The 19,903-nt window shown below is 53.2% G+C and carries 20 protein-coding genes; 6 read left to right on the top strand and 14 right to left on the bottom strand.

Translation table 11 applies throughout. The features are described 5' to 3' along the window. Positions 1 to 167: 167 nt before the first annotated feature. From MHH78_RS07575 to MHH78_RS07550, 6 genes are all read right to left on the bottom strand, one after another. Positions 168 to 875, bottom strand: a complete 708-nt coding sequence (locus tag MHH78_RS07575; protein WP_036731144.1) for a PspA/IM30 family protein — start codon at positions 873 to 875, stop codon at positions 168 to 170. Between the two features lie 3 nt (positions 876 to 878). After that, positions 879 to 1,358 (bottom strand): PspC domain-containing protein, encoded by a 480-nt coding sequence (locus tag MHH78_RS07570; protein WP_036731142.1) that lies wholly within the window; start codon positions 1,356 to 1,358, stop codon positions 879 to 881. A 4-nt stretch (positions 1,359 to 1,362) separates the two neighbouring features. Next, entirely contained in the window at positions 1,363 to 2,040 is a 678-nt protein-coding gene (locus MHH78_RS07565) for a PspA/IM30 family protein (protein ID WP_036731140.1), read from the bottom strand. A gap of 47 nt (positions 2,041 to 2,087) precedes the next feature. Beyond that, entirely contained in the window at positions 2,088 to 2,390 is a 303-nt protein-coding gene (locus MHH78_RS07560) for a LiaF transmembrane domain-containing protein (protein WP_036731138.1), read from the bottom strand. 236 nt (positions 2,391 to 2,626) lie between these two features. Then, on the bottom strand, positions 2,627 to 3,598 hold the full coding sequence (locus MHH78_RS07555; RefSeq protein ID WP_341167020.1) for an EamA family transporter: 972 nt from the start codon (positions 3,596 to 3,598) through the stop codon (positions 2,627 to 2,629). A 59-nt stretch (positions 3,599 to 3,657) separates the two neighbouring features. Continuing rightward, positions 3,658 to 4,233 carry a GbsR/MarR family transcriptional regulator gene (locus MHH78_RS07550; RefSeq protein WP_341167019.1) on the bottom strand — a complete coding sequence of 192 codons (576 nt, stop codon included), beginning with the start codon at positions 4,231 to 4,233 and terminating at the stop codon, positions 3,658 to 3,660. Positions 4,234 to 4,456: 223 nt separating this feature from the next. Between MHH78_RS07550 and MHH78_RS07545 the strand changes: the two genes are divergently transcribed. The 6 genes from MHH78_RS07545 to MHH78_RS07520 are packed head-to-tail and all read left to right on the top strand — an operon-like array spanning position 4,457 to position 9,862. After that, positions 4,457 to 5,338 carry a carbohydrate ABC transporter permease gene (locus tag MHH78_RS07545; RefSeq protein ID WP_076081990.1) on the top strand — a complete coding sequence of 294 codons (882 nt, stop codon included), beginning with the start codon at positions 4,457 to 4,459 and terminating at the stop codon, positions 5,336 to 5,338. Positions 5,339 to 5,374: 36 nt separating this feature from the next. Continuing rightward, positions 5,375 to 6,217, top strand: coding sequence for a carbohydrate ABC transporter permease (locus tag MHH78_RS07540; RefSeq protein WP_341167018.1), 843 nt, complete (start codon positions 5,375 to 5,377; stop codon positions 6,215 to 6,217). A 34-nt stretch (positions 6,218 to 6,251) separates the two neighbouring features. After that, positions 6,252 to 7,601: an ABC transporter substrate-binding protein gene (locus tag MHH78_RS07535; RefSeq protein WP_341167017.1), complete on the top strand. Its 1,350-nt coding sequence runs from the start codon at positions 6,252 to 6,254 to the stop codon at positions 7,599 to 7,601. A gap of 40 nt (positions 7,602 to 7,641) precedes the next feature. Beyond that, complete coding sequence (locus MHH78_RS07530; RefSeq protein WP_341167016.1) at positions 7,642 to 8,601, top strand: HAD family hydrolase; 960 nt, start codon at positions 7,642 to 7,644, stop codon at positions 8,599 to 8,601. Next, complete coding sequence (locus MHH78_RS07525; RefSeq protein ID WP_036731114.1) at positions 8,598 to 8,939, top strand: DMT family transporter; 342 nt, start codon at positions 8,598 to 8,600, stop codon at positions 8,937 to 8,939. Before MHH78_RS07530 ends, MHH78_RS07525 begins: the two co-directional genes overlap by 4 nt. Positions 8,940 to 8,980: 41 nt before the next feature. Continuing rightward, positions 8,981 to 9,862, top strand: coding sequence for a metallophosphoesterase family protein (locus MHH78_RS07520; RefSeq protein WP_341167015.1), 882 nt, complete (start codon positions 8,981 to 8,983; stop codon positions 9,860 to 9,862). A gap of 135 nt (positions 9,863 to 9,997) precedes the next feature. On the opposite strand, the gene MHH78_RS07515 is transcribed toward MHH78_RS07520, so the two are convergent. The 8 genes from MHH78_RS07515 to MHH78_RS07480 all read right to left on the bottom strand — a co-directional run bounded on the left by MHH78_RS07515 (position 9,998) and on the right by MHH78_RS07480 (position 19,816). Continuing rightward, the gene (locus MHH78_RS07515) at positions 9,998 to 10,825 is read right to left on the bottom strand and encodes a MetQ/NlpA family ABC transporter substrate-binding protein (RefSeq protein WP_445668087.1); all 828 of its coding nucleotides are present in this window, start codon (positions 10,823 to 10,825) and stop codon (positions 9,998 to 10,000) included. Between the two features lie 55 nt (positions 10,826 to 10,880). After that, positions 10,881 to 11,543 carry a methionine ABC transporter permease gene (locus MHH78_RS07510; RefSeq protein ID WP_036731110.1) on the bottom strand — a complete coding sequence of 221 codons (663 nt, stop codon included), beginning with the start codon at positions 11,541 to 11,543 and terminating at the stop codon, positions 10,881 to 10,883. Next, complete coding sequence (locus MHH78_RS07505; protein ID WP_341170293.1) at positions 11,536 to 12,297, bottom strand: methionine ABC transporter ATP-binding protein; 762 nt, start codon at positions 12,295 to 12,297, stop codon at positions 11,536 to 11,538. Before MHH78_RS07505 ends, MHH78_RS07510 begins: the two co-directional genes overlap by 8 nt. A gap of 305 nt (positions 12,298 to 12,602) precedes the next feature. After that, positions 12,603 to 13,565 carry an ABC transporter permease subunit gene (locus MHH78_RS07500; RefSeq protein WP_083685514.1) on the bottom strand — a complete coding sequence of 321 codons (963 nt, stop codon included), beginning with the start codon at positions 13,563 to 13,565 and terminating at the stop codon, positions 12,603 to 12,605. Next, entirely contained in the window at positions 13,565 to 14,539 is a 975-nt protein-coding gene (locus tag MHH78_RS07495; RefSeq protein WP_076081983.1) for an ABC transporter permease, read from the bottom strand. The genes MHH78_RS07500 and MHH78_RS07495 overlap by 1 nt, the downstream gene beginning before the upstream one ends. Positions 14,540 to 14,629: 90 nt before the next feature. Continuing rightward, the gene (locus tag MHH78_RS07490) at positions 14,630 to 16,330 is read right to left on the bottom strand and encodes a sugar ABC transporter substrate-binding protein (protein ID WP_341167013.1); all 1,701 of its coding nucleotides are present in this window, start codon (positions 16,328 to 16,330) and stop codon (positions 14,630 to 14,632) included. Positions 16,331 to 16,441: 111 nt separating this feature from the next. Next, positions 16,442 to 17,992, bottom strand: coding sequence for a response regulator transcription factor (locus tag MHH78_RS07485; RefSeq protein WP_341167012.1), 1,551 nt, complete (start codon positions 17,990 to 17,992; stop codon positions 16,442 to 16,444). Continuing rightward, positions 17,993 to 19,816 carry a sensor histidine kinase gene (locus MHH78_RS07480; RefSeq protein WP_341167011.1) on the bottom strand — a complete coding sequence of 608 codons (1,824 nt, stop codon included), beginning with the start codon at positions 19,814 to 19,816 and terminating at the stop codon, positions 17,993 to 17,995. Between the last annotated feature and the right edge of the window lie 87 nt (positions 19,817 to 19,903).

Raw genomic sequence — 19,903 nt, 5'->3', positions numbered from 1 at the left:
TTATATTTTAAGCAAAACTGACCTCGTAAGCATTAGCTGAAGTATCGCGAAGCTACATCTTCAATATACTGCATCCGCTACAAAAGCCATACCGGTATGGAGAATCCATACCGTATGGCTTTACCTTGATCAGCATATCATATCCGGCTGTTCTTTAGGAACAGGGATTATTGTTCTTTTTTATTCAAAGGAGGGGCTGCAGGAGTTGAGTTCAGCTTGTTCTTGAGTGCGGCAAGCTGCTCCTCCACTTTCAGTTCCTTCTCAGGATCTACCGGCTTAGCATATGCGGTTGCCGAAGGACTATACGGAGCGCGCATCACATCTGCTTCCGCTTCGAGCTGCATGATCTTTTCTTCCATACGGTGGAATCCAAGGGAGGCACTTCCGCTCTCAATGGAATGTACGCTGCTGATTTGGGACATTTGCTTCTTGGCCTTAGCCATCTGAGCGCGGGATACCAGTTCATTGCGTTTGTTGCGCATTTTGTAGAACTCATCCTTCATATCATGAAGCTGCTGCACCAGTTCCTTGGCCTGTACTTCAGCCTGTGCGTGAAGCTCGCCATACTCGGTAAACTTCTGGTCGAAGTAGATTTTCTCTTCCAGCAGCTTACGGGTAACTTCCTCCTGCCCGTTCTTGAGCGCAAGCTCAGCCTGTGCAGCACGTTGTCCGGCAACCTTGGCAGCTTCGTCCACACGCTGTTTCATACGGCGTTCATTAGCCATCTGCTTCGCTACCGTTACTTCAGCCTCATGAATCTCAGCCTCCATATCGCGCAGATACTGATTCAGCATCACAATCGGGTCCTCTACCTTATCCAACATATCATTTACCGACGCCTTAGTCATATCTTTAATCCGTTTGAATACTCCCATAATTTACACTTCTCCCTTCTCGTATTTAGCAAGTTTTTGTTTGAGCTCTTCCACTTCTTTTTGCAGTGCCTTCTTCTCGATATCCTTCATCATGGCATCCAGGCCGGAATCAGGAGCCGCATGAGCGCCTGCCTTCTCATAACCGGGATTGTAGCCCGGCTGTCCGCCATAGGGGCCATATCCCTGAGGTCCTTGGTGAGGAGCCTGTGGTCCGCGGCCATATTCAGGTCCGCCGGAGTAGGGTCCGCCGTACGGGCCGCCCGGCCCACCAGGTCCGGGACCGAAGGGATTGTACTGGTTAGGCTCCTTGGCAATCACCATTGCTGCGATAAAGTATACGAGGATTGTAGCTCCACCGCTAAATGGAATACTGATCACCAACAGAATCCGGAACAGTGTAGAGTCAATGCCGAGAGTCTCGGACAATCCGCCTGCCAGCCCAGTCATTACTTTGTCTCTTGTTGAACGATACAATCGGGTCATACTACTACTCCTTTCTGCCATCATTGTTCAGCTTCTCCTTTAGACGGGCCATTTCTCTTTCGAGTACGGTTGCCACGGTCTCTCCGGCCTGCACCGCATATTCCTGTCCCATCCGGCGCAAGTCGCTCAGGCTTTTGGCTTCTAGCTCCCAGTCGTTCATCTTGTCTTCCAGACGGCCGAACATTTTGGGAACATCTCCGCCGCCATAAGCACCGGCTCTTTGATTCATGCGCTGCTGCAGCCGCAGCGACTCCATCCGTGCTGCATAGAACTGGCGTTTGCTGTATACCGTCTGATACTCCATTTTGAGCTCGTTCAGCTGGGATTCCAGTTCGAAAAGTGATTGCTGGCTCGTCTCCAGCAGCCCGCTGTATTGCTCCAGCTTTTCCTCGTGGATAATTTTCTCCTGCAATGCCAGCTTGGCCAGATGATCTTCGCCTGCCTTGAGTGCGAGGAGCGCCTGCTCTTCACGTTTGTTCCTCATGGCGGTGGCCTGATTCACCTGCTGCTGCAATTGCTTCGTATGAGAAGCGTACTGCTGGTACAGCCGTTCGGCCTCCCCGATCTCTTCACGGGTTGAATGTAGAAATTGATCAATCAGCTTCACCGGATCTTGGCTCTGCTCCAGGCGTTCATTCAAGTTGGCTACGGTGATGTCCCTCATTCTGCGAAAAACACTCATGATTTCCTGCTCCCTCCCTGCTTCTTAATAAGTATGGACTGTGTGTATTAGTATGTTCTGCTTTGTTTGCCCCTCAGTACCGAGATGCCCCACACTACCAGAGCAATACCCAGCAGCGGACCGATAATCCAGGAAAGCTTGGAGATCAGGGACATGACACCGATGAACAGCACCACCCAGCCGATAATCTTGCGGCCGCTCTTAATTCCGTAGTATCCGAGCACAACCAGCACTGCCGGGAACAGGATACCGAAGATTCCTGAAATCAAGTGAGGCAGAATGCCAAGCAGCATTACCGCTCCGATTACAATCAGCGCAATCGCAAGTCCGTTACCTTTGTTTCTTTGCATTTGTTATCACCGCCTTTCGCTGCTCTCTTTCTTATACCCTTATTCTAGGGCAATCCCGCATCTTTCAAAACAGACTGTGGACGGTTTTATGTACTGGACCTTAGTCGGGGATGGTTACAGGACTGGGGAGGTCTAGCCAATGCTCGTCGGTCGAAGGGCTGCATGCACATGGGGTAAAGGCATACCAAAAAGCCGGATGCTCTGTTAGAGTACCGGCTGTTGATACGTCCTTACTATTAGTGTAACGGCCGCTGCTGCGGTTGTATATCAAGCGTTGCTTGAGTAGCCGCCGGCTGTGGCTTACTACGGAAAAGAGTTACCAAAACCACAGCCCCGATAATGATCACGGCTGCGATCAGGGTGTTCAAGGTAAGCTGTTCGCCTACCAGCAGCCAGCCAAGCAGCACAGCGACTACCGGATTAACGAAGGCATACGTGGAGACGAGGGTAGCGTCAGCATTCTTAAGCAGCCAGATATAAGCTGTATAGCCGACAATGGAGCCGAAGGTGATCAGGTAGGCCAGAGCCAAGTACGATCGCATAGAAATGCCAGAGAGTTCAAGTCTGGACCAGTCGCCGGTAAAATAAGAGAAAATCACCAGCAGCGCGCCTCCTGTTAGCATCTGCGCCGCTGTCGCCATCAAAGGTGAACCCGGCATGGTCGCGCTTCGGGAGTACATGGACCCTGCTGCCCAGCTTATGGAAGCTGCCAGCACGGTAATAATTCCGATCAGATCGGTAGCGTTCCCCGTCTCCCCCTTCCCCGGCTGGAAGACCAGTACGGCGATACCGAGCAGTCCAAGAACGATTCCTGCGATAACTCCGGTATTCGGCCGTTTGCCGCCGCGCCCAAGCCAGCCCATCAGCATCATCCAGACAGGCACTGCCGCCACGATGAGCGAAGCGATGGAGGAAGAGACTCTTTGCTCTGCCCAGGCCACAACCCCGTTGCCCCCAAGCAGCAGCAAGGCGCCGACAATCGCAGAGGCACGCCATTCACGCTTTACCGGACGTTTCGCTCCGCTTACTCTGGCAATGAGGTACAGGACCACACCTGCCGTGAAAAAGCGGACCCCTGCCATCAGAAAGGGCGGCATCGTCTCGATGGCAATCTTCATGCCGACATAGGTGCCTCCCCAAAATAAATACACAAATAAGAGCGCTATTCCCACCACGTACACCGGGTTAGCTTGTGATTTGTTCTTCATAAGGTATTCTCCCTTTCTTCCTTAAGACCATTGCTGTTCAGAATAATCAACCGATTATTTCACTGCGACTTCGTCTTATTCTCCGGCAGCCCGCCGCCAAAAACAACCCCCTCCGCAAGCCCCGACACGAACCGCTGCAGCCAGGCATAGTACTCGGCCGCGTGCTCCAGCTTCTCCAAATCTCTGAGGCAGGCCTGCCGCTCCTCTTCGGGTGTGTCTGCTGCATAGGCCAGTGCCTGGAGGTCAGGGACCGCAGTTCCCATCGCTTCCTGCATGACATCGATCTCCCGCTGAAGCTTCAGGGTGAAGAAGTTCCGGAAGGCCTCGAAGAAGTCCGTCTCCGCTGCGTACAGCTCCTTCCGCTCACGCTTCTCCGGAAGCTTCGTGACCATCCGGGAGGCGATCAGGGAGCGAACTCCGTAGCTCATATTGCTTTTACTCATATTCATGACCTGCTTCATTTCCTCCAGCGTCATCGGCTTGTCCTCGAAGAACATCACTCCGTACAGCTGGCCGAAGGAATAATTCGCTCCATATAAATCCATGGTCTGGGCTATGGCATCGATCACCGGGCCGAGCAGCTGCTCCCGGGGCGAACGGTGCGGATTTTCTTCGCCGAATGCGGCCTGCTTCATCAGGTGGCACCTCATTTTCACATAGAATCGTTCTCTCTACCTTACACAATACCGCAGCTTTACCGCAATCATCCTACAAATTTTACACAAAATCCGACCGGGCTTTACCCCCGCTTGACCACAAGCCTGCCTCATGAGTGTACAATTTTTTTTGAACAGAGGAGCTGTCCTCTGCATTATACCGCATCAACCAATATGAATGAAATGGAGAATATGGACGAAAATGACACGTTCAAAATTATTCAGCGGCTTGAAGCCCGTGCTGTTCACTCTGCCGGCCATGATCCCTTTCGCCGTATTCTGGCTCGCGCCGCTGCTGTATGTGCTGTATCTCAGCTTCACGGAATGGGATTTCATGAGCCCGGAGAAAACCTTTGTCGGCTGGCAGAATTATACCGATCTGCTCAGCAACCCCGCTTTTTACAAAGCGCTAAGGGTGACCGTTCTCTTCTGTCTCGGCAGTGTGCTGCCGGTGATCCTGCTCGGACTGGGTCTGGCCCTCCTCATGAACAGAAAGCTGAAGGGCTCAGCCCTCTATCAGATCCTGCTGTTCTCGCCTTGGGTGACGCCGACCGTCGCTGTGTCTATCGTCTGGTCCTGGATTTATCAGCCTGAAGCCGGGCTTGCCAATGCGGTGCTGAACTTCTTCGGCCTGGATTCCATCGGCTGGCTGCAGGACCCCAAATGGGCATTAACCGGCGTCCTGCTGGTCACGATCTGGAAGTCGGTCGGCTGGGCAATGATCTTCTATCTGGTGGCGCTGCGCAATGTACCTTCCGACCTGCTGGAAGCCGGGGAGCTGGACGGGGCAAGTCCGGTGCAGAAGTTCCTGCGGATTACATGGCCGCTGATCTCGCCGACTACTCTTTTCTTATTCGTGGTGCAGTTAGTCTCGGCACTTCAGGCCTATGACCAGATTAATGTCCTGACCCAGGGCGGCCCGTCCGGCTCCACCCGCACTCTGCTCTATCTGTATTATCAGTCCGCCTTCGAATCGTTCCAGATCGGAGAGGCTTCTTCCGTAGCTGTCGTTCTGGTCTTGATCTGCATGCTGCTGTCGGTCCTCTCTTTCGGAATCAGCAAGCGGACCACTCATTATCAATAGAAGCTTTACTATCAGCCCTTAAGGAGGTCTCACCGCTTGCCTATATTCACAACTATCAGCAGGCTGGTCCGCCAGATTTTTTTCGCCGCGCTTGCTCTTCTGATGGCCTTCCCGTTCTATTGGATGGTTACGAGTGCCCTCAAAACCAATGATGAGATCTGGCGCTCCCCGCCCACACTATGGCCTGAAGTGCCGCTGTGGGGTAACTTCGCCGCAGCCTGGAACGAAGCGCCGTTCGCCAGATATATGGGTAACAGTATCTTCGTCGCTGTCTCCATTGTCCTCCTGCAGACAATCAATTCCGGGATGATGGCTTATGCGCTGACGCATATGAAATTCCGCCTGAAGGGCGTTTTTGCCGGAGTGATTCTGTTCGGTTATATGGTTCCTGCAACGGCAGTCTACCTGCCCGGATACCTGGTCCTCTCCGAGTTACACTTGCTGAACTCCTATGCGGGCCTGATTCTCTCCAACTGTGTGAGTATATTCTCGATCTTCCTGATTAGGCAGGCCTTCCTTCAAGTCTCGCATGAGCTGGTGGAGGCCGGTGAAGTGGACGGTGCCTCGCATATGCGGATTCTATGGACGATCCTTGTGCCGGTCACAAGATCCTCATTCGCCGTACTGGCGCTGATTACCTTCATTGACCAGTACAACAATTACTTCTGGCCGATGCTCATTACGAAGGACCCCAGCCTGCAGCTGGTCTCGGCCGGTCTGCGCAGCTTCTTCGTGGAAGGAGGTGCTTACGGACTGAAATGGCCGCTCATCATGGCCGCCAGCGCCTTCACGATTGCCCCGCTGCTGCTAATCTTCCTGCTGGCGCAGAAAACGATAATGCAAAGTGTCAACATGACCGCAGGCTCAAGTAAAGGCTAAACCCTAAACTTCAATACCCAAGAGGAGAATGATGATGAACGTATTCAAAAGGTTGTCCGCAGTATCCATGATCGCCGGACTCTCCGTGCTCACCGCTTGCGGCGGAAATGCCGCTCCCGACAATGCAGTCACAGCGGACGGAGCAACCGCCGCAGTCCCTGCTGCCAATGCCGCTCCGGCTGGAGGCGCACCGGTCACGATTGAATTCTGGTATGGGCTCGGCGGCAAGCTGGGTGAAAATATGGAATCGCTCATTCAGAAATTCAACGCCTCCCAGCAGGAGGTCATCGTCAAGGGGATCGTGCAGGGGGATTATACAGAGACCGAACAGAAGCTTCAGGCAGCGATTGCTGCCGGGCAGGTCCCGGCGGCGGTCCTCTCCTCCAATATCGATTGGGCGCGCAAGGGTTATTACGCCCCGATGGATGAGCTGATTGCCGGGCAGCCGGACTTCAATAAAGAGGATTTCGTCCAGACCTTCCTGAACCAGGGCCAGGTGGACGGCAAGCAGTATTTCCTCCCGATGTATGGATCGACCCAGGTGATGTACTACCGTAAGGATGCTTTTGCGAAAAGCGGCATAGACGCCAGCCAGATTAAGACCTGGGAAGACCTCGCTGCGGCCGCAAAAAAGATGACCGTCTCCGAAGGTGGCAAAACCACCTTCTACGGCTGGGAACCGATGTGGGGCTCCGGCAATATGGTTGATGCCGCTCTCAGCAAAGGAGGCAGTATTCTTAGTGAGGACGGCACCAAGGTCACGATTGATTCCCCGGAGTGGATCGACGCCTGGGAGTTCTTCCGCAAAGCAATTCATGAGGACAAGACGATGCGCATTCATTCGGGCGGGCAAGGCTGGGAGTATTGGTACAAGACGATTGACGATGTGATGAAAGGCCAGGCGGCCGGATACACCGGCTCCAGCGGCGACCAGGGCGACCTCGATTTCAGCGTCGTCTCCGCTATGGAGCAACCGGGCTGGGCCGGAGCCGGCGAAGGCAAACCTGTCGCCGGGGCGAGTATGGCCGGTATTCCTGCCAAAGCCGGAGACGCCGAGAAGCAGGCAGCGATGAAATGGCTGACCTACTTCACAAGCTCCGAGAATACCGCCTTCTGGTCCATCCACACCGGATATATTAGCGTCCGCCAGTCTGCGCTGGAAGATCCGGCATTCGTCACCTTCAGTGAGAGCAATCCGCAGATCAAAATCCCGCTGCAGCAGGCGGCTCATGCTTCCCCTCCGTTCCAGGACCCGACAGGCGGCAAGATCAACGATGCCTTGACCATCGCTGCGGATAAGGTGCAGATTGAGAATATCCCGGCAGCCGAGGCGCTGAAGGAAGCGCAGCAGACGGCTCAAGCGGCACTGGATAAACTGAAATAGAATTGCTGAACAAATTTCTATTAATGAAGGGGGACGCTGCATGATCGAGCTTAACACTCCGCAAGGAAACTATCCCGTATCGGCCATCCTATTCGACAAGGATGGAACCTTACTGCAGTTCGTATCCCTCTGGGGAAGCTGGGGCGAGTTCTTCCTGGACCAGTTCGCCCGCAAGCTTGAGCAGCACGGACTGAGCTTCCCTGAGCAGCACCGGGCCTCCCTGCTGGGAACAGTTCATGATGCCGCAGGGAGAATCACCGATTACGACCGTAACGGTCCGCTCGCCATGGGCACAATGAGCGATCTGTACGCCATTGCGTCCTGGCAGGGTTATTCTCTCGGCCTATCCTGGGCCGAAGCGGTAGAACTGGTGGACTCCTGCCGGAATGCAGCGGATGCGATGCTGGAGCAGAGCCGTCCGGTCCGCCCGCTTCCCGGGCTGGTGCCCTTTCTGGACGCGTGCGCTGCCCTGGGCATCCCTATGGCCGTAGTGACTGCTGATGAAACAGCGGCAGCCGAGAATCATCTCCGCTGGCTGGGCATCCGCCAGTATTTCACCGCCGTGATCGGCACCGATCAGGTGGAGCGGGGCAAGCCCTTCCCCGACATGGCGCTGCTTGCCTGCGGGCGGCTGGGGGTATCTCCGACTGAAGCCGCCGTGATCGGCGATACGAACGGAGATATGCGGATGGCGAAGGCAGCGGGCGCTGCCGTAGCCATTGGGCTTGCCGGCGGAGTCACCGCCGGGCTGGCGGCTTCAGCTGCGGCGGAAGGACCGGCCGCAAACTCGGGCGGGAACGGGCAGGCGGCAGCAAGCCGGGTCACTGCGGCGGCAGATGCAGATGCTGCCGCAAGCGGGTCGGGTGATGCGCACGGAGCGGCTGGTGCGGGCCGATGTGGGCTGGCGGCAGACACGCGGGCTGACGGGACTCTTTTGCCGGATGCAGATTGTATCGTGTCCTCTTATGCGGAGCTTGGCGTACGAAGGATGGTACGATGAAGGCCGAAGGAGCCATGGCCTGGGTATTTCTTGCCTTAGCTATTGTCTTCGAGCTGTCCGGAACGGTCTCCATGAAGCTGTCGCATGGCCTCACCCGGCCCTGGCCCTCTGTGCTGATGTTCGTATTCTACGGAATCAGCTTCACCTCACTGAGTGTCGCCCTCACCTCCATCAAGGTTGGAGTCGCTTATGCCGTATGGTCCGGGGCGGGTATCCTCCTGATTTCTCTGGCGGGGGCATTGTTGTTCGAAGAGAGGCTGACGGGCTCCTCCCTCCTATGGGTGACTGTGATTGTAGCCGGAATTATTGGTTTGAACATTAGTACCAAGGGGCATTAGCCTAACGATTATAAAATATTTCAAGGAGGCTTCGCTTGTCTATGAATACATCTTCCATACCGGGCGTTACTGAACCGCTACTGACGTTCCAGATTATTACCGACACACATGTCACGGCCGATCCCGAGCATGAGTACAATCAGAACTTCGGACGGGCATTGCAGGATTTGGCCTTACACTCACAGGGCAGCAGCGGCATCATGCATATTGGAGATATTACGAACAATGGCTTCCCGGAGGAGTATGAGGAGGTCCAGCGTATTCTTGAACAGCATCAGGCCTCACTGCCGCAGCTTCGTTACACCTTGGGCAACCATGATGTCGGTCTAGGGCATTGGGAATCCCGCCTTGCGATGTATACTTCCCGTATGGGGATGCCGGGTCCCTACCATGACCACTGGATCTCAGGGTATCATTTCATCTTCCTCGGCACGGAGGAAGGGCTGCCTACGTTCTGCAGTCTATCCGACGGACAGCTCCAGTGGCTGGACCGGAAGCTTGGGGAACAGGCGGCAGCTTCCGCGCAGGATCAGCCCGTCTTCCTCTTCCTGCACCAGCCGCTGAAGGATACGGTAGCTGGTTCACTGGAATCTCAGGAATGGTACGGGGTAACACAGGATCAGGAGCTGCGTACTATTCTGTCGCGGCACCCGCAGACCTTGCTGTTCACCGGACATACCCACTGGGAACTGGAGGTCAGCAACACGATGTTTCCCGGCAACGGGCAGACGGCTACAATGTTCAATGCTGCTTCGGTGGCCTACCTCTGGACGGATGCAGATGAACACAAGAGCGGCAGCCAGGGCTATTATATAGAAGTCTATGCTGATAAAGTGCTTGTGCGGGGACGGGATTTCACTACCGGAACCTGGATTGAAACGGCGCAATATGAGGTGGCGTATCCCGTTAACGCTCTACGGTAATTCCGTTTGCGGAGCGTCCACCCAAGTGCCCACGCTACTCCTACTTACAATAAAAAGCTGTCCCAATCAGCCAGTTCATGGCGTTTGGGACAGCTTTTTCGTTTACTTTGGTATAGGAGTCAATTCATTTATCTTCTATTTAAAAGCAGGCAGCGCGATGTCCGCGTAATTATCCTCCAGGAACTTCTTCACTTCCGGGCCGCTGATCGCCTTCGCCAGCTTCTGGATGGCTTCGGAATCCTTGTTGTCCTCACGGGCAACGAGGGTGATGGTGAAGGCGGAATCTTCACGCTCGGTGATCAGCGCATCCTTCTTCGGAGTCAGACCCAGCGGGCTGGCATAGGCCGGCGTCATCGCTACCAGATCGGCATCATCCAGCATCCGGGCCAGCATCAGCAGATCGACTTCCTCGAACTTATAGTTCTTCGGATTGGCAGTAATGTCAGCTTGGGTAGCCTGAATTCCTACCCCATCCATCAGCGTGATCAACCCGGCATCTGCGAACATTTGCAGCGAGCGACCAATATTGGAAGGATCATTCGCCATCACGAGCGTTGCTCCCTCGGGCAGATCAGCAATATTCTTGAAGCGTTTGGAGTACCCGCCGTAGATGGCATCATATACAGGCTGAACCGGCACCAGCTTTGCCCCTTTGCTGGCATTGAACTGTTCCATGTACGGGACATGCTGGAAGAAGTTCGCATCCACCTCTTTGTTCGCCAGTGCTTCGTTCGGCTGCACATTATCAGACAGCACGACAACCTCCATATCTACGCCTTCCTCCTTCAGAATCGGCTTCACGATGTCGAGGATATCCGTCATTGGCGGAATCAGCGAGGCTACTTTGATCTTCACAGGCCCGGTGCTGGTTGCCGCCGGTGTCTCTTCCGCTTTTTTGCTGTTGCCGCAGCCTGCAAGTGCAAGCGTCAATACAAGCAGTACCAGTGTAAACGTGGTGGTCATTCTTCTTCCTGTTCTCTTCATGATATCTCTCAAGCCCCCATTATTGTATAGTATTCTAGCGTTTGTCCAGCAGTCTGGCTATCGTGCTTCCCGTGAATTGAATGAGCTGCACCAGTACAATCATCACAAGAATGGCGTAGATCATGACCTCAGTCTCGAAGCGCTGATACCCGTAACGGATGGCGAAATCGCCCACCCCGCCGCCGCCGACAACCCCCATTACGGTTGAAAAAGAAATGAAGCTGATCGTAGACGCCGTGAGTCCCAGCACCAGCCCTGAACGGGCCTCCACATACAGAAATTTGAAGATGATTCCCAGCTTGGATGCTCCCATCGACAATGCCGCTTCAATCGTTCCCCGCGGAACCTCCAGCAGGGATTGCTCTACCAGCCGTGAGTAATAAGCAATGGCAACGATGGACAGCGGCACCGTGGCCGCCAGTGTGCCAATCGACGTACCTACGACCAGCCGCGTGAACGGAATCAGCGCCACCACCAGCAGCAGGAACGGAAACGAACGGATGACATTGACGATGCTGTTCAGCACCAGGGACAGCCCTCTATTCTCATACAACTGGCCTTTGCGGCAAAAATACAGCAGTGTCCCCAGCGGAAGCCCCACCAGCAGCGCAGCGCCTATGGCAATGCCGACCATAACAAAGGTCTCGCCGATAGACTGCCACATCTGATCCTGGTATTTCAGCATACTCTCAAACATGGGATGCCCCCGTTCTGCCGGTGATTCTCTCCCGGAAGGAGCCTGAATGTGTTCCCGGCGGAAGGAAGCCGCCCTCGCCGCGGGAGAAGGAATCTACGATCCGTCCGCCCTCCATGACGGATACCTCGGAACAGATGCTCCGCACTACATCCAGTTCATGGGTAACGATCACAATCGTTACGCCCAGGGAAGCATTGATATGGCGCAGCACCTCCAGAATATCCGCCGTGGTGCCCGGATCAAGCGCAGATGTCGGTTCATCGCACAGCAGCAGCTTCGGACTATTCGCCAGTGCGCGGGCAATCGCTACCCGCTGGCGCTGTCCGCCGCTGAGCTGGGCCGGATATTGCCCGGCTTTGTCTGCAAGGCCTACGAATTGCAGACATTCCTCCACCCGCTTCATCCGCCCTGCACGCGGCACTCCGGCAAGCTCCAGGGAGATCGCCACATTCCGGCTGACAGTGGCATTGCCGATCAGGTTAAAATGCTGAAAGATCATACCGATTCTCTGCCGCTGCCGGCGCAGCTCCTTGTCCGGCAGCTCCGTAAGCTGTTGCCCGTCAACCGTAACCGTTCCTGCATCGGGCCGCTCCAGCAGATTGATCAGCCGCAGGAGCGTGGACTTCCCCGCCCCGCTGGCGCCAATAATACCGTGAATGGCACCCGCCTGTACTTCAAGTGATACCTGATCGACAGCCGTATAAGGGCCGTCCTTCAGAGTGAAGCTCTTGCTAACCTGACTCAGCGAAAGAATATGAAGCCCTCCCCTACAGACTGCCTGGACATGTTCCCTGAACCTCAGGACTTATTGTACTATAATTATTTAAAATCTGTTTCATTAAAAATCTCTTTAAATAATAAGGTATTTCTTCCGCTGTGTCATCATTTTTTTCAAAATGATTGCTAAGCCCTTGGAAGAGCAGAGCATTATAAGGATGCTCTGAGCCCTATGGGATTATTCAAAGGAAGTAGAATGATAGCACAAAAACGGGTGCAGTCCCTGGTAGGACTGCACCCGTTTTGCTATTTTGCATAGACAAGATTATTCGCTCTGAACGCTTATTCTTTCACACTGCCGACATTAAGACCCACTACGAAATACTTCTGCATGAACGGATACACCAGCAGTATAGGTACGGAGGCGACCACTGTGATAGCTGCCCGGATCGAGATCGGCGTGACCATCGCCCGCGCTGAATCCTGGTCCATTCCTACCCCGTTCGACACGTTAGGGTTCCCGTTGGAGTTCATCGTTGAAGACAGCAGCTTCATCAGCTCATATTGCAATGTACTGAGGTGCTGCTTGGAGGAGGTGTAGATGAAAGCGTCGAACCAGGCATTCCAGGCTCCGACCGCCACGAACAGTGCAATGGTCGCCAGCACCGGCTTACAGAGCGGGAAGACGACCCGCATGAAGATTTTGAAATCACCGGCGCCGTCGATTCTGGCTGATTCCATCAGACTCTCCGGAATCGTGCCGATGTAAGTGCGGATGACGATCATGTTGAACGCGCTGATCATCGATGGAATAACATAGACCCAGAAGCTGTTCAGCAGGCCCAGGTCCTTAATCAGGAAGTAGTTCGGGATCAGACCTGCGCTGAAATACATCGTCAGCACGAAGACTACAGTAATAAACTTACGGAATACGTACTCCCTGCGGCTTAAGGTATACGCCAGCATGGTGGTCAGAAAAATATTAAGCAATGTAGAAACCACTGTACGTGCCACTGAGATCAGGAAAGCATCAAAAATCGTTCCGGTGGCAAAAATCGCCTTGTAATTCTGAAAGGTCCATTGTCGTGGCCATAAGTAAATGCCGCCGCGGATCGTATCATTTCCTTCATTAAAAGAAACAGCAATCGTATTGATGAATGGATATAAAGTCACAACCACCAGACAGACCATGAAGACCGTATTGAAGGAAGTGAACAAAAACGGTTCAAGTCTGCCGGTGCCTAAGTTTCTTTTCGCCGTAAAGCCTGCTTTGTGCCCAGGGCTAATCTGCCGGTTATCCGCCATTATAACAACCTCTCTTCCCCAAGCCGCTTGGAAATCCCGTTAGCCATAAGCAGCAATGTCACGCTGACCACCGTTTTGAATATACCGCCAGCAGTTGCGAGTGAATAATTCCCTTGTGCAAGTCCGTATTTAAGCACGAAAATATCTATCGTCTCGGCCCAGTCTACTACCAGTCCGTTGCCGAGCAGGTATTGCACTTCAAAGCCTGCTTCCAGCACATGCCCTATGGACATAATCATCAGAATAACAATGGTTGCCTTGATGCCAGGCAGGGTGACATGCATCATTTTCTTGTAACGGTTCGCACCGTCAATCTCTGCAGCCTCATACAGGGCAGGGTCAATGGAAGCGATGGCTGCCAGATAAATAATGGTATTCCAGCCTACTTCCTTCCACACATGCGAAGCCCCTACGATTCCCCAGAAATATTTGCCTTCACTGAGCCACAGAATCGGCTCTTTAATCAGATGCAGCTTCATCAGAACGATATTTACAATCCCGTCATTGATGGACAGCGAGGTCGCCACAATACCGGTAACGATAATCCACGACAGGAAATGGGGCAGATAAGAGATCGTCTGCACGGTTCTTTTCCAGAATACTTTCTTAATCTCGTTAAGCAGCAAGGCCAGCACAATGGCTGTAACGAAGCCGAGGATCAGATTGATAACCCCCATGGCCAGCGTATTGCGCAGGACACGAATGAAGTTATCATCGGTGAACAAAAACTTGAACTGCTTCAGTCCCACCCATTCCTGCTCGCCGAAGGACTTGGCCGGTCTGTAGTTCTGGAACGCCATGGTCCAGCCCCACACAGGAACGTAGGCAAAAAGGATAATGTAGAGCATTAAAGGCACAGACATCCAGATCAGCTGATTCTGATTCTTAATCACACGCCAGGTAATCGGCTGCTTTTTCCTCTTGTTCTTCTTCGGACGCCGGACGCCAGTATCTATTTCTAAGGTCTCATCCATAATCGTTGTCTCCTACTCCATCAAATTAATGGAAGGTGGAAGGCCGGTTGACGGCCTTCCACCTTCTAAAACCCGGTACCAGACCTTACATTATTTACTCCAGTTCTCAATTCTCCACTTAATCTGCTCATTGATCTTGTCTTCGTAAGCCTTCACATTGGCTTTCTCGATTTGTTCCGTATAATCGGTCCATACGGAATCGAATTCGGCCGGCTTGGCAAGAATGGCTTTCGGCAGGAACTTGGTCTGCAGCTCATTTAGCTTGGTACTGGCGATTTTGGCATCCGAGCCTTCAATCAGGTCGATGGACCAGGCAGGATAATAAACAGGGTTTGGCGGCGGATCGCTGAAGAAGTCAACGTAGGAATTGAAGCCATAGGCATCCAGAACTTCCTTATCGTACGGCTTCAGACCTGCTTTGTATTCTTCCGGCTGTGCAGCGGCATCCGTGGAGTTGCCGTCGCTGTAGCTTCCTTCGGTCTTAGGCAGATATTCATACAATGATTTGGCCTTGTTGGCCAGCTGCCAGGTGGCATCGGCTGCATCATCACGCTGCTTCTGGGTTCTCATGAATCTGCCGTTCTCAACAATATAATCCTCGCCTTCTACACCCCAGGAGAACAGCTTCTGCCACTTCTCATCCATCAGGGTGTCGAGCAGCTTGATAATCTTCACCGGATCTTTGGCATTAATACTGATGCCGAAGCCATTGTTAAGATTGAGCACCGCAAGATCGCGGTAGTGGTCTTTGGTCGACTCATCGTATACCAGCGGAAGACCTACATAAGTGCGTTCAATTTTATTCTGAGTCGTCAGTGAATCCTCAGCAGCGTTGAAGTTCCAGTGCTGGTCGAACATCCCCAGAACGGTTCCGCTGGACAGCTTTGCCATATACTGGTCGTAGTTCTGCACAAAGGTTTCTTTGTCGATAATGCCCTTCTCGTTCATCTCGTTCAGCTTCTGATAGTACTTCTTGGCATAATCCTTATTGGCAAATACCTCGGCCACGCCGTCCTTCACGACTACGCCGCCATCATTCGGATGTCCGATCAGATGCTGAGGTGCGTTGAACAGACCCCAGTTTTTCCAGTCATAGTTCAGAATTTCGAACCCGATGGTCGGGCTTCCGTCAATTTTCGGATACTTTGCTTTATATTGCTCAATCAGGTCAAAGTACTGATCCAGTGTCTTAACCTTCGGATAATTGAATTCCTTAAGCACTGCTTTTTGAATCCAGAAGGCCGGTCCTGAATACCATGAGCTGTTGACCTTACCGTTATATACACCGTAGTTAGGCAAAATATAAATATGTCCGTCATTCGGGTCCTTCATCATGTTCCAATATTCTGCATAATGCGCTTTCAAATTCGGCGCATGCTCTTCGATCAGGTCTTCAAGCGGGATATAAGCCCCTGCTGCTGTAAGCTTGGTGCTCCCGGTCATAAGGTCCGGATAATCCTGACCGGCAATCATAACGCCCAGCTTCTGGTTAATATCGCCTGCCAGGAATTCCATATCGAAGCTGGCACCGGTCTCCTCTTTGATCTTCTTGTAGATCTTGTTGTCAGGTGTCGGCTGTTGCCCGGCTACTCCGATAAATGCGCTAACCTTGAATGGTTCAATCTTTCCTCCCGTGTTAGCTGAAGCAGAATCCGCTGCTGTAGTCGCCTTTGCTTTGTCAGTTGTAGCAGCATTCTTGTCGTTGCCCCCGCCGCAGCCTGACAGTGCGAAGCTAAGGGTTAATAGCGCAACCAGGGAATACTTAAACGTCACTTTCGACTTGCCCCCCATAAAGCACCTCCATAGTGTTTGTCTTTAATTTGTAAGCACTTACACAAGTAAATTATAGAGGTGAACTGTCCGCTAAAATACGACCGAACTAAAGGTGTACCCCCGAAAATTTTAGAACTTGGCATGCCGGTACTCATTCGGGCCCATGTGCAGCTCCTTCTCGAACCGCTTCAGAAACTGTCCGTAATTGGCATAACCGACACGTTCGGCAATCTCTGAGAGCTTCAGCCTGCTCCCGCGCAGGAGCTCAGCCGCTGCCTGAATCCGCAGATGATGCAGCTGCTCATTGAAGGTCATCCCGTTCTTCTTAATCAATAATTGCCCCAGGTATACCGGATGCAGGAAGAAGATCTCGGCCAGCTTCTGAATGCTCAGGCTCTCCTGATAATGCTCCCCGATGTATTGATTGATCTCCCGGACAATCCCATGCGACTTATAATTCTGCTCTTGCACCAGCAGATCTATGGCCTTCCCGCCGTAGGTTAATAAGCGGCTAAGCAGCCCGCTCAGCGGGGTCATCGCCTGCTGAATCTCTGATACCTCAACACCCGAGGCCACTCCGCCCCCCTCGCCTGCGGCTTCTGCCCCGGGTGCGAGTGCGAATATCCGGTACATGAGGTGGATTACAAATTTGCGCACCACCTCCGGCGCCACCTGCTGTTCCCGGAAGCTGCGGGCCGCTGCCTCCAGTGCCTCGCGGTAGCCGTCCGCGTCCAGAAGATTCACGCAGTCAAGCAGGGCATCCATCAGCCCGATGTGGTCATAGTGATAACTGAAGGGCTTGTCCTGTACCGCGCTGTAAGCCAGCACCCCTGCCTGCTCCGGCTCGTAAAAGAAATGGAGCAACGTCTCTTTGGCCCGGCCATAACTGCCCTCTATGGACAACAAAGAGTCCTCCGGGGTTCCCAGCGCGATGTGAATCTTCCCTCTCCCGTACTCGCGCAGCAGGATATCCAGCACTTCAGCTATTCCGCCGTCTTCCCCGCTGCCTGCCGTCATGCCGTACACGATCCCAAGCAATCCCGCTTCCAGATCGATCGTCACCACTGCCTGATATCCGGCCAGCAGGGAGACTATGCGGCTCCGTACCTCTGTGTACAGCTCCGGGACCGTCCGGATCAGGCAAATGTTCCACGAAGGACTCTCCTTGAAGCCGAGCAGAGTCTCCAGCCATTCCATAAGCTCGGGTTCTCCCTTTTTGCCATGAAGCAGCCCCTTGATTAAGGTTGCCGCCTCTTCTCCGGAAGCGGTCTCATGGATTCTTCTGCGGTTCGCCTCCTGCTCCAGCTCCAGGCGGATCTCCCGCAGCTCCTCGGCAGCTTCCTCCGGGAAGACCGGCTTCAACAGATAGTGATTGATTCCGTAGCTGATGGCCGTGCGGGCGTATTCAAACTCACTGTAGCCGCTCAGAATGACGAACTTCGTCGAATCCGTCCCCTCCTGCCGCCATTCCCCAATCATCTCCAGACCATTCATCAGCGGCATATGGATATCGGTTATGACCAGATCCGGCTGAAGCTGCTTCATCATCTGCAGCCCCTCCCGGCCGTTGCCGCAGGTTCCGCACAGCTCGAAGCCCAGCTCCTGCCAATCGATCCACATCTCCATCCCTTCCAGAGCGCTCGGCTCATCATCGATTAATAATACTTTGTATTTCATCATCTATACCTCTCTTTCCATGGAGTAATTCTTCTCAAGCAGCTTCAGGGGAATACCAAAGGTCACTACCGTTCCCTGACCCGGCGTACTGGATATCTCGAAGCGCACCTGATCCGCGTAATTCAGCTCCAGCCTGCGGTATACATTGCGGATACCGATGTTGGTCCCGGAGTAATCCTCCTTGCGGACCGCGAACATCAGCTCCTTCAGCTTCTCCGGCTCCATACCTTTACCATTATCAGATACTGTAATCTGCAGCCTGTTATCCAGCACGGCAGCAGCCACCTTGATGACCCCCAGCCCCTCAATCGTCTGCAGGCCATGCTTGCAGGAATTCTCGACCAGCGGCTGCATGCTCAGCTTCGGTATTTTATAATCTAGGGACTGCTCATCGATCTCAAAGGTATAGTCGAATTTATCCCTGAACCTGAATTTCTCAATCCGCAGATACATGTCGATAAATGCGATCTCCTCGCGCACCGGCACCAGATCCTCCTTCCAGCTCAGCAGTCTGCGCAGCAGCTTCGACAGGCTTTTCACAATATCGGTGACATCGTTATATTTATTCTTGGTGCAGACCACCAGAATCGCATTCAGCGTATTGAACAGGAAGTGGGGGTTCATCTGGCTCTGCAGGAAATTCAGCTCCGCCCTGACGCGCTCCATCTCCAGGTTCTTGCTCTGGATTTCCAGCTTGTACACATCGTTGATCAGAGAGTGAATTCTGGAGGTCATCCGGTTAAAATTGTGGATTAGCCCGCCGATCTCATCCCGGCCCTCATCGATGGCGATCAGCTCGAACTTCTCGTTCGTCACCTTCTGCATATGCCGGGACAGGCGTTTCACCCGGTAGTTGTAGGAGCGCAGCATGATATATATGAATATGCTAGTCAAAAGAGTAAGTGTGGTGGCTAGGCCCGCTGCGTACAGCCGGATATCGAGAACCGCCTGGGAGATCCGCTCCCCCTGCGTAATTCCGACAATCCGCCAGCCTTTGAGATAATTCGCCGTCCCTACAGCCATTACCCGAACCCCCTCGCTCTCGTCCTGACTGTCCCCCCACTGATTGAATACCGGATAGGGATCATCCGTAATGTGCTGATAGCCGCTGTCCGCTGACATCACAATCTTGTTCTCCCCATTGATCAGATAGAGGCTCAGGTAATCCCGTTCCCGGACGATAATGTCATAGATCTCACTGAGGTCCAGATCGATCCGCAGCACCTTCTCATAGTTGTTCAGATTACGGTAATTGTCCATGGTCTCAATAATGCTGAGCGTCGGGGTGGATGAAGCCAGATTCTTGTTCTCCATGATCCGGTAAGCAGCAACATAGACCTGGGTAGTGGCCTTCTTGGCCTGCCGGTACCAGTCACTGAACCATACTTTATCGTTCATTACCTGATAATTCCCCCCGGATACAACCGTCTGGTTGTTCGTGAATATACTGATTCGTTCCAGCTGGTTATTGACAGGCATATAGCTGTTCATACGGTCTCTCAATTGTTCGTTGAACATACTGTAGAATTCGATAGAGTCCGTATAGGTCCGGTCCAGCATCTCGTACAGATTCTTATCCGCAGCCAGCGTGTAGCCGACAGAGACTCCCCCTTCAATAAAATCATGAATGTCCTTCCGCGCCCGCTCCATGGAAATCTCCAGATTCTGCTGCTCCCGCGATTTGATGAGATCTGTAATCCGCTCCAGGAATACCAGATTCAGCACCATGATCGGCAGGAGCACACCCACAATGTAGATGAGATAGAACTTGAAGCTTAGCGGAATATCATTGACGATGGTGCCGAATTTAAACCGTTTTGTCGCCATCCCTCACACACACCCGACTTTCCTATCATTATAGAATTTATATGTTTTCGGGGTCCCCGCAAAGTACCTGAGTAGCCTTCGAAGACA

Source organism: Paenibacillus sp. FSL H3-0333 (assembly GCF_038002805.1).
GTDB classification, from domain to species: Bacteria; Bacillota; Bacilli; order Paenibacillales; family Paenibacillaceae; genus Paenibacillus_AQ; species Paenibacillus_AQ silagei.
This window is presented reverse-complemented; position numbering and strand designations above follow the sequence as displayed.